Consider the following 13407-nt stretch of genomic DNA (forward strand, 5'->3'; position numbering starts at 1 on the left):
TAAGCTTGCTTATTACCATAGCCTATGATGAAAAAGGGGGCAGTATGATTCATATAAAACGCAAAAAAGACTGCCTGTAAAGCGGAGCAGCCTTTTTGTTCCTTCCTTTATTGCTGAATGTTCTTATTCATTTGCCTGATCGCAGCTTTTTCAAGGCGCGAAACCTGTGCCTGGGAAATGCCGATTTCTTCAGCAACTTCCATTTGTGTCTTGCCTTGAAAGAAACGCTTCCTGAGAATCATTTTTTCCCTGTCGTTCAGCCTGCGCATGCCTTCTTTTAAGGCAATTTCTTCGATCCAGTGGATGTCCCTGTTCCGTTCGTCGCTCAGCTGGTCCATCACATAAATCGGGTCCCCGCCGTCGTTGTAGATTGGTTCAAAAAGAGAAACAGGATCCTGAATGGCATCGAGTGCGAATACAATCTCCTCATGCGGAACTTCAAGCACTCTTGCAATTTCTTCTGCCGTCGGTTCTTTTGAGGTTTCGCTGATCAATTTTTCTCTGACTTGAAGAGCTTTATAGGCAATATCCCTTAAGGACCTTGAAACCCTGATCGGATTGTTGTCCCGCAGGTAGCGCCTGATCTCTCCAATAATCATTGGAACAGCATATGTAGAGAATTTAACGTTCTGTCCGAGGTCGAAATTATCAATGGACTTCATCAAGCCGATGCAGCCGACTTGAAACAGGTCATCAACAAATTCTCCGCGGTTGTTAAAACGCTGAATAACACTTAAAACCAGCCTTAAATTTCCATTGACCAGTTTTTCTCTTGCTGATCGATCTCCGCTTTGCATTGCTGCAAATAATTTCCGCATTTCATCATTCTTTAATACTGGAAGCTTAGATGTATCTACGCCGCAGATTTCAACTTTATTTCGTGTCAATTCTTTCCCTCCCTGGAGGAGCTGCTGTACAAAGTTCAGTATCTCCGGGGGCTGGAAAATTATGCACAATGAAAAAAGGGAAGGAGCTCCTTCCCTTGTCAAAATGAGGATTTTCTGCGGCTTTAGCGGCAGAAAAAAATTTTTTTTTGCTGTTAGACCATTTTATTAAATTCTTTCCTCAGTCTTTTAATGATTCTTTTTTCCAGTCTGGAAATATAGGACTGGGAGATGCCAAGCATATCAGCGACATCCTTTTGTGTTTTTTCCTCTCCTCCCTGAAGGCCGAATCTCAGTTCCATGATCTGCTTTTCCCTGTCATTCAGCTGCTGCAGGGCTTTAAGAAGAAGCTTGCGGTCCACATTGGCTTCAAGGTCTTTTGTAATAATGTCATCTTCTGTTCCAAGAACATCTGAAAGCAGGAGTTCATTTCCATCCCAATCAATGTTAAGAGGCTCATCAAAAGAAACTTCAGAGCGGATTTTATTGTTTCTTCGCAGATACATGAGAATTTCATTTTCAATACAGCGGGAGGCATATGTAGCCAGCTTAATTTTCTTTTCGGGATTAAAGGTATTCACAGCCTTGATCAGTCCGATTGTTCCAATGCTGATTAAATCTTCAATGTTAATCCCTGTATTTTCAAATTTCCTGGCTATATAGACCACAAGACGAAGGTTTCTTTCAATCAGGATCGAGCGTGCAGCCTGATCACCATTTGGCAGTTTCTTCAGCAGCACTTCTTCCTCTTCTTTTGAAAGGGGAGGCGGCAATGCTTCGCTGCCGCCGATATAATAGATTTCATCTGTTTTTATTCCCAGCTTCATTAAAATTTTGTACCAGAGCAAAGTGAGGCGCAATCTCCACTTTTTCATGATTCTCCCCCTTCTAAAACCTTTTTTTCCAGAGTATCATTCTAATATCCCGCTTCTTTAAAGCGGCAGTTTTTAAGATACATTTAAAGCACCAGAAGATTTCAGCATAAGCGGATGAACGATGCAATCAAAGTCGCCATCTGTTGATAAAGAAGACGTGCTGAGGCCAATGAGGGCCTTTTTAACTTGTACTGTTTCACCAGCAGAGGTAATGATGATCTGATCAGGCTTGATGCCTATTAAAAATTGATGTGACTGCCCCACACCTCTGTATGGAATGACCCGCATGCGCGAAAGCCATGGGTGATCCTCTGAGCAGATATTTTCCAGAAGGTTTTCTCCGAATACGAGGTCAGCCAGTCCCTCCGGAAGTGAGGGAGCTGCCTTTTTAGCATCAAGAATCATAACAGGGGTCTTTGTAATAGGATCCGTAAGCTGATTGCCGCTGTCTACAAGCCCTTTTGCACTCCATTCAAAATCTTCAATCACAATGCGCACATCCACAATTTCCTCGTATTGAATTTTCTTGGCTTCCGCCTCGTCCAGCCGTTTCTTAGAAAAAAACCAAACGGCAGGAAAGCCTGCAGCCGCAAATACCCAGCTCACTGGATCGCCCATTCCGCCGGCAACGGTCATAATGACCCCGTCTTTGTATGCTGCATCTGTCTGCAGAAAATAATGGGCACCCATTATTCCCCCGCCTAACATAAAAGCTGAAAAATACAGCATAAGCAAATTTTGAAAAAAGAAGCGGAAACGAATGAAGCCAAATGTGATCAGCACCATAAGAACAGAAATCGCCACTTTCCCTGCAGGTCCTGCTGCCGCTGGTCCTAAAGGTGTAAACAATAGAATAATAATCGAAGAACCGGCGAGCGCTCCCAAAAAAAGTCTCAGCTTTTTGACTGGCCGCTTTAAAATAATGGCTGTAAGCAATAACAGCAGCAGGTCAAATGAAAAGTTAAGAAACCAAATGGCATCAAGATAAATTTTCAAAAATTCCTGACCCCGCTTCCAGCATCCTGCCAATCAGGCTTTTCCTTTGATTGCATTCAGTATAAAGCAGGCAGTCCGTTGAAGTCTGTCACTTGGCGCCTGATAAACACGTGTTTTTTAGCTGGATTTTGTCAGAAAATAGAAACAGGCAGCACCAGTGTGCTGCCTGAAAATTTTTCTCTCTGCCAGACTAAGACGCTCTGTCCGGTTTTCTGCGTTTCTGCCGGGACAAACCTCTTTCTCCTCTAAACAAAATCCAGAGAATAAAAAACATTGCAGGTGCGGCAAACTCCAATGAAAGAATGTACCAGGGATATGGTCCAAGCAAATCAAGAATACTTTTGCTGGCAGGCTTTCCTCTTAAAAACATATAATTGCTGCCGAATGTAAAATTAACAAAAAGAATAGCAGGCAGGAGAAGATTTAAAAACAAAAGCGATTTTCCGGCAGACAGCAGTGTCGGCACATACCCTTTTATCCAAGCAAAATACAAAACAGTCCAAATAATGCCGCTATGCGTTAAGAAAAAATGAAAATATCTGAATCTCGGAAAATCAGAAAATAAGACGGGAGTAAGCACTGCCTGCAATGCGCCTGCAATGCCTGCAAAGAAGACAAGTTCAAAAATGGCTTTACTTCCTGTTAAAAGGAGAAGAATGGAAAGCAAGAGGCTGATGCTGCAAAGCTCTAGCGGGAGAGAATGAGCTAAGCTCCAAATCCCGTGCTGCCATTGCCAAAAATGAAAAAAACCTTCCAGCAGCAGCAAAAAAAGAGCTGCACTGGTTTCTGCTGTTTTAGAAAACCCGTTAAAGCCTTTTTCCTTCAGTATGTATAGAGCAATCACACCGCCCGCGAGCACAAAGAAGGCGAGCCAGTGTCCAAATGAAAACATTTGAAACGGTTTGTCCTGAATGTCCCAAAACATATCCTGCCTCCTAAGATTTTGTCTGAATAATTCAGCGTTTTTCTTTGGCAAAACAATGATTTATTCTGCCCTCCATTGACACTCTATGAGATAATCCTGCTAAAGATTAATCATTTTATGCGATGCTGGAGGTCAGAGGATGAGAGTAAGTGAAAAGGTAATAGAGGGAAAAGCCAATTACATCCGATATACACATATAGAAATGGAATCAGAGAGAATATGCTTTATGTTTTCAGGCTCAGGCTATACATATGATAAGCCCCTATTTTACTATGCAACTATGACTATGCTTGATAACTCCATAGATATTGTTCACATTCATTATAAGTACGAGACTGATTTTTTGAAAAGACCCATTGAGGAAATAACCAGTGCAATGATGGATGACATCCATCCTGTTTTGAAGGAAGTTCTTACTTCCCGTTCTTACAAGGAAATATTTTTAATTGGAAAATCTCTCGGAACAATCCCAATAGCATGCAGCCTGCTGAAAAAAGAAGAATTTTCACATGCAAAGGCAGTTTTGCTAACACCTCTGCTGAATTTCAAATCAGTATTTGACGGTATATTAACAAGCCGGCAGCAAAGCCTTTTGGTAATAGGCGACAAAGACCCGCATTACAGTTCTGAGAAAATGGCACAGCTAAATACAGCTGCAAACAAAACAGAAGTGGTTGCAAGGGCAAACCATCATCTGGATGCAGGAAAATTTGAAACACACCATTCTATTGAAGCCCTTTCCAGAGTAATGGCGCTGATTGAGGATATGCTATAAAAAAAGAGGTGCTGAAAAGCACCTCTTTTTTGCTGTATTTATCTTCTTCTGTTCCGGTTTCTTAGGAAAGTCGGAATATCTAAAGTATCTTCGCCCTGCTGATTGCTGCGGTTAGGCTGTTCCTGAACAGGCTCTTCCCGCTTGTATTCTCTTTCTCGTTCTCTTCTTGGCGGCTGCTGCGGTGCTGCCTGAGGCTTCACACTGCTGCCGAATGGGCGTGCAGGCTTTGAAGGGTTAACTTCCTGTTCGTTGAAGCCAGTCGCAATGACAGTTACAACAATTTCATCCTTCAGATTTTCGTTGATAACTGATCCAAAGATCATGTTAACTTCTTGATCTGAAGCGGATGCTACAATATCAGCAGCTTCCTGTACTTCATAAAGGCTGAGGTTTGTGCCTCCAGTAATGTTCATCAGTACGCCTTGTGCTCCATCGATGGAAGTTTCAAGCAGCGGACTGGAGATTGCTTTTTTGGCAGCTTCTGCCGCTCTGTTTTCGCCTGTAGCCACACCGATACCCATTAGAGAAGAACCTCTGTTGGACATGATTGTCTTTACATCAGCAAAGTCAAGATTGATCAGACCTGGCACAGCGATTAAGTCGGAAATACCCTGAACACCTTGGCGCAGCACATTGTCAGCTTCACGGAATGCTTCAAGCATCGGTGTATTCTTGTCCACAATTTCAAGCAGACGGTCATTTGGAATTACAATCAGTGTGTCTACCGCTTCCTTCATGGAAGAAATGCCGCCTGAAGCCTGCATAGCGCGTTTTCTGCCTTCAAAAGTAAACGGACGTGTCACGACACCTACTGTAAGAGCGCCGAGATCCTTTGCAATTTGAGCAATAACCGGCGCAGCACCTGTACCGGTACCTCCGCCCATACCTGCTGTTACAAAGACCATATCAGCTCCGCGCAGAGCTTCCTCGATCTGCTCTTTGCTTTCTTCTGCAGCTTTTTTGCCTACTTCAGGGTTTGCACCTGCTCCAAGTCCTCTTGTAAGCTTTGAACCGATCTGCATTTTGATTTCAGCTTTAGATAAGTTCAGCGCCTGTGCGTCTGTATTTACAGCAATAAATTCAACACCCTGCACCCCATGCTCAATCATGCGGTTAACGGCGTTATTGCCCCCTCCTCCGACACCTATCACTTTTATGGTTGCTAAACCATCAATATTCGTATCAAACTCCAACATGCAAAATCCTCCTAATCCATCGAATCACTTCTGGTTGATTCCTTATTCACCCTGCTGCTTGCGCATACTTCATTCAATCATTCTTAAATCCTTATTCAAAGAAATAGCCAAAGAACTTTTTCATTTTGCTGGATTTCTTTTCTTCTTCTTTTGGCTTTGGTTTTGGCTTGGTACGCTGCTGCGGGATTTCCTCTCTGGCGGCAGCTGCTTCTGGATAATATTCTGATGAAACATTGGAACCGATCTTGCGGCCCTGAATTTTCGCATTTTTAAATGCAAATTGAATGAGGCCGACGCCTGTCATATACTTCGGCTCTCTTACGCCAATGTAATCCGGGCTCGCTATGCGGACATTCGTTTCCATGATCGCATGAGCAAGCTCCAAAACTCCTGGCAGGCTGACCGTGCCGCCTGTCAGGACAAATCCTCCTGGAAGCTCTCTTACGCCAAGCCTGTTAAGTTCATGCTGAAGCATTTCAAACAATTCTTCAAGCCTTGCCTCTATAATATCTGAAATTTCCAGCTGTGAAAACGCCTGCTTTTGATCAGTTCCAATAATGGATACTTCAAAAACCTCGTCACTTGAGGCGTGATCATAAAACGCATGCCCATACTTCACTTTGATGCGCTCCGCTTCTTCAGTGGTGGTTCTAAGACCGATGGAAAGGTCCTTTGTTATATGTTCCCCGCCAATCGGAAGCACACTGGAAGAAACGAGATGCCCCGCTTGGAATACGGCAATGGTAGTAGACCCTCCGCCTATATCAACCAGTGCCACTCCAAGGTTCTTCTCGTCTTTGGAAAGTGCTACAGACCCAGCAGCCAGAGGCTGAAGGCATATGTCGGTAATTTCCAGGCCTGCCCGCTCCACACAGCGAAGCAGATTATGTAGGATTGTTTTTGAACCGGTTATCAAGGTGCCTTCCATTTCAAGACGGACGCCGAGCATGCCGCGCGGATCATTAATTTCATCAAGACCGTCCACTATAAATTGCTTTGGTATAACATCAATAATTTCTCTTTCAGGCGGAACAGAAACAACCTGTGCCGCTTCAATTACTCTGTGAATATCTTCATTTGTTATTTCTCTGTTTTCACTGGAGACTGCCACTACTCCATGGCATTCCTGCAAATGAACATGATTGCCCGTAACGCCGACAACTACGCGTTTTAGAGAAATCCCTACCATTCTTTCTGCCTGTTCAACCGCTTTGCGGATAGAATGAACGGTTTCGTCTATATCAACAATAGATCCCTTTTTTAAACCTTCAGATTTCACATTTCCGACACCGATAATATTAAGTGCTTCATCGGCCATTTCACCAATTATCACTTTAACACTGGATGTACCGATGTCTAAGCTTACGAAGATTTCACTGCTGTTCATTCTATGGCACCTCCTTATCTCTCTATCATTTCTATTCTATTATTAGAAGAACAACATTACAATGAAACTAGTATTACAGTAACATTACAGCCAAAATCCCCATGAATGGAAGGGACTTTTATATGATAAATTCTTCGTATTCCCTAACAATGAAGAAGGGCAATAAAAGAATATTCGTCATATGCCTTTTTATTCCCTTTAAGAAAATCAACTTTTTTTCAGTTTTTCTCTGGATGTGCGCCATCTTGTGATCAATATTCTTCTGATGACTGCGATATTTTGGAACAATCTTACACCAAAGGCAAAAATAGCAACTAGATATAAGTCTACACCAAGATAGACTCCGAGAAAAGCCAAACTTGCAGCAAGCAGAATATTAAAAAAGAAGCCCGATACAAAAACCAGTTCATCGTAGTTGTTCTGCAGCTGCGCCCTAATCCCTCCAAAGAGTGTATCTAGAGCCGCAAGGATGGCAATGGACAAATAGTTGGAGTATTCAGCCGGAATTCGAAATCCCGTAAACAGGCCGATGAATACTCCGAGCAATAGCCCTAAAACAGGAAGCCACATTTACTTCATCCCTCCCTTTTCAGACGCCGCCGGCTTTAAATAATCGGTTTTAATGCCGTCATCATAGGCAGGAATGGTCATATTTTTCTGAAGCTCAGAAATGCTGAGGCTCAAATTATCGATGGCAAAGTTTTCATCTGTGCTGGATGCCTTAATCCTGTTATGAAGCTTTGCCGCATTTTTGGAAATGACGTTAATTTGGATCGGATAATCACGCAGACTGTATCCGTCTATTTTTGTCACGCCGTTTATATCCCTGATCACTGTCGTATTAACAACCCTTCTGCCGTTCACGGAAATGAATTCGGCATCATACGAATTCAGCTCATTAATAAGCCTCTTCAGCAGTTCAGGGGAGATCTGCTTAATTTCCTGGCCCGGCAGCTCTTCTTTGAACAGAGTATCAATCGTAATCGTAATGCCTTCTCCCCTCACATCTGTCAATCCTGCTTCTTTTTTCAGCTCAGCCAGCGTTTTTTCCAATGCTGCCTCGGGGTTTTTATTTTCCTGCGTTTTATAGGTTTCCAGGAGCTTGTCATATTTTCTGATCTCTGTCAGCAGGCTCGATTGCGTTTGCTGTTCCTTCTTCAGATCCTCCCGCAGCTGCCACATATCTCTCGTATCTCTTTCAGCTGGCTGCTTGATGGATTGAAACTGAATAGCCAGCATAAAGCCAAATACAGCAGACAGAATAACAAACCCTGTGTTTTTATGCGAAATCAACGAACATCACCTTTCCAGCCCTGTATTCATCCCTTTTCATGGAGTGCTTTCATCCTGAAGGGAGGCATCCATCCGGATGTCCTTTTTTTCAACTGTAACGACCACATTATCGTATGCAAGCTGGTCGATGACACCGCCTGAAATATTAAGGGCCTTCTCTAAAACGTCAGGATTTCCGATTGCTGAAATTACAAAGGGGGCAGGAAACTGGTTGCCGTTCACTGTAACAACAGGCCCGTTGCAGAAAAGGTAAGAATCGCTGAACATTCGCTGTCCGTTAACGGAGACAGCCGCCGCTCCGGAAATGAGCAATTCATTAAGCACTTTGAAAATGTGCCCTTCATGAACGATGTAATTGTTGACATTCTCGCCTTCAGGCACATAGGAGGCGTCCTTAAGGGTCACTTGGATGCCCTGGCCTTTCACTCCTGTTTCACCTGTATACATACGGTATTTCTCTGCTTGATCCACCAGTGTGGAGTAGCTTTGTTTCTCAGCCTTGAGGCTTTCTTCAAATTTTCTGACGCTGGTTTGTTTTTCAAATAATTCTCTTTGCAGTTTCTTGTTTTCTTCTTCCTGCCCAATCAGCTGTTCCCGTGCCTTGTATTCTTCTTTCCATTGGCCCGAAGAAAGGCTGTGGCCTTCTTTCTTTTCATTTGTCAGCTGATAGGAGAAAGATATTAAGAAGCCTAAAACAAGCATAACGAAAGAGAGGATAATGTACCTACCTCTCTGCTTCATTCTTCTCCCCTTCCTTTTTGTCCTCATCTTTCTTGTCAAAGGATTCAAAATAGGTGCCGACTTCCATATGTATAATCCCTTTTGCTCCGGGACTTAGCTGTTTGATTACAGCTGGATAGGAAAGCATTTTATCAGCAAAATTTTCCATGCTGGCACTGACTTCATATCCTTCCGTCATATAGAGTTCCAAATGATTTTGGTCCGTTTTTTCAGGCTGAAAAGAAATTTCAGAAATTGAGTTTATGATACCTTCCGGGAGCTTTGAAAGCTCAGCGCCCATTTCCTGAAGCTGTTCCGCGTTTTTCCAGTTCATCAGCAGAGGGGCATCAGATGGAAAGTGATCCGATACAGAACCCAGGACTTGTCCATTTTCCAGGACAGGATAATAATGGCCGGACTTCTCAGCATATGCTATCCGTTCATACTCTTCGACAGCGATGGTCACTTTATTAGGGAAAGACTTCAAAATTCGGATACTTTTTATCTCTTTTTGCTTTGATACATTAGAAAAAACTTTGTCATCCTGGATGTTCCAAAAACCGGTATTGGCTGTAATGCCGCTCAGTTTTATGATTTCTTCTGATGAAACATACTTATTTCCTTTAACATTTACCTCATTTACTTTGCTTAAGGGCGACTGGAAGTAGATGACCAAAAGCAGCAGAACAAAGAAAACCGACAAAAAAAAGATCAGTCTCTTGTTCGTTTTTTGCTTGCGCTGCTCCTTAAGCTTTGGAATTCTTTCATCAATTGGAATAATATTTTCCCGGCCGTCTTTTGTTTTCAATCTGCTTTCACCTCATCTAGATATTTCGATATCTAGAATTTCATCTATCGGTAAGACCGGCTGCAGCTAACCCATTCCAGCCGGATAAAATTCATATCATTGCCTCATGTATGCAGTGCGCCATAAAAATGGATAAGAGAAAACGGCATGCAGGATGCCGTTACATTTGCTCCTATATTGGTCATTATAGCACATCAGCCTGATAATAAAGAGACTGTTCTTCAGTTACCGCCCAATTATTTCTACTTCTGTTTCCATTGCAACGCCATATTTTTCCGAGATCGTTTTTTGCACATATTGTATCAGATCCAGAACATCTTTGGCAGTAGCACCGCCGGCATTGACTATAAAGTTGCCATGCATCTCTGATATTTGAGCGCCGCCTATTTTATGCCCTTTAAGCCCTGCTTTTTCAACAAGCTGCCCTGCATATTCCGGAAGAGGATTTCTGAAAATGCTGCCTGCACAAGGATAGTTCCACGGCTGTGTTTCTCTTCTATAGTCTTTATTTTTCTGCATAACTGCCGTAATGTCCTCTTTTTTGCCCGCCTTTAGCTGTAAAACGGCTTCAAGGCAAATGCCCGGACGCTTCTTCTGGAGAACAGAAGTCCTGTAGGAGTATTCCATTTCATCCACTGTCAGCCACTCCATCGTTCCATCCTCGAAAAGAATGTGCGCTTTGACAAGAATATATGACATATCTGATCCGTGGGCTCCCGCGTTCATATAAACTGCGCCGCCTATAGAACCTGGTATGCCGCTCGCAAACTCAAGCCCTGACAGCCCCTGTTTGCTAAGCATGGTAGAAAGCTTAACAATGGAGACTCCTCCGCCTGCAGTTACGGTTTCCCCGTCTGTTTCGATATGGTCAAGCCCGTTCCCGAGCTTTATCACAACGCCTTCGATTCCCTTATCGGATACAAGCAAATTGGAGCCTCTTCCGATTGCCCTCCAGTTTGCATGATGTTTTTTAATTATTTGAATCGTTTTTCCGATGCTTTCTATATCCTTCGGCTGAACCAGTATATCAGCAGGTCCCCCGATTTTGATTGTTGTATATTTGGCAAGAGGCTCATTGGCGGATACTTTGCCGACATCAGCCTGCTCCAATTCTTCTAAAAGTTTTTCCATGATACCCTCCTGTAGCAGATGCTGGTTATTTTTTGCTGATGCTTTGAAGCACGTCATAAAGTCTAGTTGCAGCATCAGGCATGCCAAGCTTTTTGGATGCAGCACTCATTTCAAACAGACGTCCCTGTTCTTCCATGATGCCGTCAATTTCTTTTAGAAGCACATTTCCGTTCAGTTCTTTTTCTAAAAGAAGCACAGCTGCCCCGTGATCGCTGAGCGATCTTGCATTGACTTCCTGGTGATTTGCCGTTACATAAGGGCTTGGAATCAAGATGCTCGGCAATCCGAGTGCTGTGATTTCTGCAAGAGATGTAGCCCCTGCTCTGCCGACGATCAAATCAATGCTGCCGAGAACTTCAGGCATGTTATGAATAAACGGCTTAATATGCACATTATCTGGATTTCCGGTTTTATTGACTTCTGCCATCACGGCTTCATAATGGACTTCGCCTGTTACATATAACACCTGATAGTTTTTCCCTTTGAATGCTGGCAGCATATCAAGAACTGCCTCATTAATTGCCTTTGCACCCCTGCTTCCGCCAAAGATAAGAACGGTTTTTATCCCTGGCGAAAGTCCAAGAGCCGCCTTTCCTTTGCCTGCAGCCAAGGCCGCAACTTCTGACGCTCTTGGATTGCCTGTCATCACAACCTTCTGAGATGGAAAATGTGCCTTTGCTTCTTCAAAGCAGACAGCCACTTTATTCACATATCTGGAAAGAAACTTGTTCGTCAGTCCAGGCAGACTGTTCTGTTCATGAATGGCAGTCGGAATGCCAAGCTTTGACGCTGCATAAACTACTGGCCCGCAGACATAGCCTCCCGTCCCGATAACAGCGTCAGGCTTAAAATCTTTTAAGTATCTTTTGCTGTCCTTTACACCCTTGAGAAACCTCATCACTGTTTTGGCATTTTCAAAACTCAGTTTCCGTCTGAAGCCCGTGATTTCAATTGATTTAAAGGGAATACCGCTTCTTGTGACGATGTTTTTTTCAAGTCCTGCTTCTGTTCCTATGTATAAAAACTCTGCTTCCGGGTTTTGTTTTTTAATTTCATTAATTAAGGCAAGTGCCGGATAAATATGTCCGCCGGTGCCTCCGCCGCTGACTGCGATTTTCATAGTAGCTCCTCCGCTCTTGCATCAGTATTTCCTTCGTGGTAACTCCAGATTCCCTTGTAAACTGGACAACCCTGTTTATTCAACAGGGTCATCCGGGTTTTATTATAACGGAAAGACAGCTCTTTCTGAAAGGGAAGTTTCAGATAAAAGACAAATCTCTTCATGGTTTTTGCAATAAGAATCCATCTAAAGCCTAATACTTTGAATAACGGCTGATGTTCAGAAGTACACCGACCGCCATCAGCATCAAAGTCAGAGAAGATCCTCCATAGCTTAAAAACGGAAGCGTGATGCCGGTGACAGGCATCAGTCCTGTCACAACGCCCACGTTGATCATAACCTGTATCGCAACCATGCTGATGATGCCGAGAGCCAGAAAACTTCCGTAAAGGTCAGGTGCTCCAAGTGCGATCTTTATCCCCCTCCACAGAAGGAGAGAAAACAGCAGCAGGACGATGGTGCCCCCGATAAAGCCCAGCTCTTCTGAGATAATCGCAAAAATAAAGTCTGTCTGCGGTTCAGGCAAATAGAAAAACTTTTGCCTGCTTTGGCCAAGGCCCAGTCCGAAAAGTCCCCCTGGCCCGATGGCGTAAAGTGACTGGATTATTTGAAATCCGCTGCCAAGAGGGTCCTGCCACGGATCAAGAAAAGAGGTGATCCTTTTGATCCGGTAAGGGGCAGAAAGAATGAGCGCAATAAAGCCGGTCAATCCCAGCAGTCCAAGACCGGCAAAATGGCTGATTCTTGCTCCTGCCGCAAATATCATCACAATGCAGGTTCCGACCATGACGGTTCCGGTGCCGAGGTCAGGCTGCAGCATGATCATGCCAAACGCAGTAAACACAAGGGCTAGTGATGGGACAAGCCCTTTTCTGAAAGAAGTGATCTTTTTTTGATTTTCCGATAAGTACTTTGCAAGAAATGCGATCATCGCAAATTTCATAAATTCTGACGGCTGTATCGAAAATGCCCCTATGCCGATCCAGCTTCTGGAACCGTTTCTGACCATGCCGATTCCCGGAACGAGAACAGCTGCGAGAAGCACAAAGCAAATGATGACCAATAGCTTTGCCCACGTTCTCCAGGACCAATAATCAAGGTTCATAATAAAAAACATGCCTGCTACACCGATTGCCGCAAACAGGAGCTGTCTTTTCGCAAAGAAAAATGAGTCATCAAATTTATAGTCTGCCCAGACAGCGCTTGCGCTGTAGACCATGATTAGCCCGATTCCAAGTAAAAGAAGCGTTGCGATAATGAGTATGTAGTCCGGTGCCGTTTTTTTTGCCGCCACTGC

Annotated in this window: 14 protein-coding genes; 1 reads left to right on the top strand and 13 read right to left on the bottom strand. The window is 43.6% G+C overall.

Going from position 1 to position 13407, the window contains the following annotated elements; translation table 11 throughout:
• Window positions 1–107: 107 nt before the first annotated feature.
• From sigG to LRR81_RS06510, 4 genes are all read right to left on the bottom strand, one after another.
• Entirely contained in the window at window positions 108–887 is a 780-nt protein-coding gene (gene sigG, locus LRR81_RS06495) for an RNA polymerase sporulation sigma factor SigG (RefSeq protein WP_231788463.1), read from the bottom strand.
• Between the two features lie 152 nt (window positions 888–1039).
• Window positions 1040–1759, bottom strand: coding sequence for an RNA polymerase sporulation sigma factor SigE (gene sigE, locus LRR81_RS06500; protein WP_231788464.1), 720 nt, complete (start codon window positions 1757–1759; stop codon window positions 1040–1042).
• A gap of 72 nt (window positions 1760–1831) precedes the next feature.
• The gene (gene spoIIGA, locus LRR81_RS06505; RefSeq protein ID WP_231788465.1) at window positions 1832–2755 is read right to left on the bottom strand and encodes a sigma-E processing peptidase SpoIIGA; all 924 of its coding nucleotides are present in this window, start codon (window positions 2753–2755) and stop codon (window positions 1832–1834) included.
• A gap of 190 nt (window positions 2756–2945) precedes the next feature.
• A complete protein-coding gene (locus tag LRR81_RS06510) occupies window positions 2946–3680 on the bottom strand; it encodes a YwaF family protein (protein ID WP_231788466.1) in 735 nt (244 codons plus the stop codon).
• 139 nt (window positions 3681–3819) lie between these two features.
• Between LRR81_RS06510 and LRR81_RS06515 the strand changes: the two genes are divergently transcribed.
• Window positions 3820–4455 (top strand): alpha/beta family hydrolase, encoded by a 636-nt coding sequence (locus LRR81_RS06515; RefSeq protein WP_231788467.1) that lies wholly within the window; start codon window positions 3820–3822, stop codon window positions 4453–4455.
• Between the two features lie 38 nt (window positions 4456–4493).
• Here LRR81_RS06515 and ftsZ read toward each other — a convergent pair whose 3' ends face one another.
• From ftsZ to spoVE, 9 genes are all read right to left on the bottom strand, one after another.
• Window positions 4494–5651, bottom strand: coding sequence for a cell division protein FtsZ (ftsZ, locus tag LRR81_RS06520; RefSeq protein WP_231788468.1), 1158 nt, complete (start codon window positions 5649–5651; stop codon window positions 4494–4496).
• A 91-nt stretch (window positions 5652–5742) separates the two neighbouring features.
• The gene (gene ftsA / locus LRR81_RS06525; RefSeq protein WP_231788469.1) at window positions 5743–7038 is read right to left on the bottom strand and encodes a cell division protein FtsA; all 1296 of its coding nucleotides are present in this window, start codon (window positions 7036–7038) and stop codon (window positions 5743–5745) included.
• A 207-nt stretch (window positions 7039–7245) separates the two neighbouring features.
• Window positions 7246–7608: a small basic family protein gene (locus LRR81_RS06530; protein ID WP_231788470.1), complete on the bottom strand. Its 363-nt coding sequence runs from the start codon at window positions 7606–7608 to the stop codon at window positions 7246–7248.
• Window positions 7609–8277 carry a DUF881 domain-containing protein gene (locus LRR81_RS06535; protein WP_231788637.1) on the bottom strand — a complete coding sequence of 223 codons (669 nt, stop codon included), beginning with the start codon at window positions 8275–8277 and terminating at the stop codon, window positions 7609–7611.
• A gap of 90 nt (window positions 8278–8367) precedes the next feature.
• Window positions 8368–9072 (bottom strand): DUF881 domain-containing protein, encoded by a 705-nt coding sequence (locus tag LRR81_RS06540; protein ID WP_231788471.1) that lies wholly within the window; start codon window positions 9070–9072, stop codon window positions 8368–8370.
• Window positions 9056–9859, bottom strand: a complete 804-nt coding sequence (locus LRR81_RS06545) for a cell division protein FtsQ/DivIB (RefSeq protein ID WP_231788472.1) — start codon at window positions 9857–9859, stop codon at window positions 9056–9058. Before LRR81_RS06545 ends, LRR81_RS06540 begins: the two co-directional genes overlap by 17 nt.
• Window positions 9860–10084: 225 nt before the next feature.
• The gene (gene murB / locus LRR81_RS06550; protein ID WP_231788473.1) at window positions 10085–10990 is read right to left on the bottom strand and encodes a UDP-N-acetylmuramate dehydrogenase; all 906 of its coding nucleotides are present in this window, start codon (window positions 10988–10990) and stop codon (window positions 10085–10087) included.
• 25 nt (window positions 10991–11015) lie between these two features.
• The gene (murG, locus tag LRR81_RS06555; RefSeq protein ID WP_231788474.1) at window positions 11016–12110 is read right to left on the bottom strand and encodes an undecaprenyldiphospho-muramoylpentapeptide beta-N-acetylglucosaminyltransferase; all 1095 of its coding nucleotides are present in this window, start codon (window positions 12108–12110) and stop codon (window positions 11016–11018) included.
• 193 nt (window positions 12111–12303) lie between these two features.
• The gene (spoVE, locus tag LRR81_RS06560; protein ID WP_231788475.1) at window positions 12304–13404 is read right to left on the bottom strand and encodes a stage V sporulation protein E; all 1101 of its coding nucleotides are present in this window, start codon (window positions 13402–13404) and stop codon (window positions 12304–12306) included.
• Window positions 13405–13407: the final 3 nt, after the last annotated feature.

Origin of the sequence: Metabacillus kandeliae, assembly GCF_021166585.1 — a bacterium.
In the GTDB taxonomy this organism is placed as follows: domain Bacteria; phylum Bacillota; class Bacilli; order Bacillales; family Bacillaceae; genus Metabacillus_B; species Metabacillus_B kandeliae.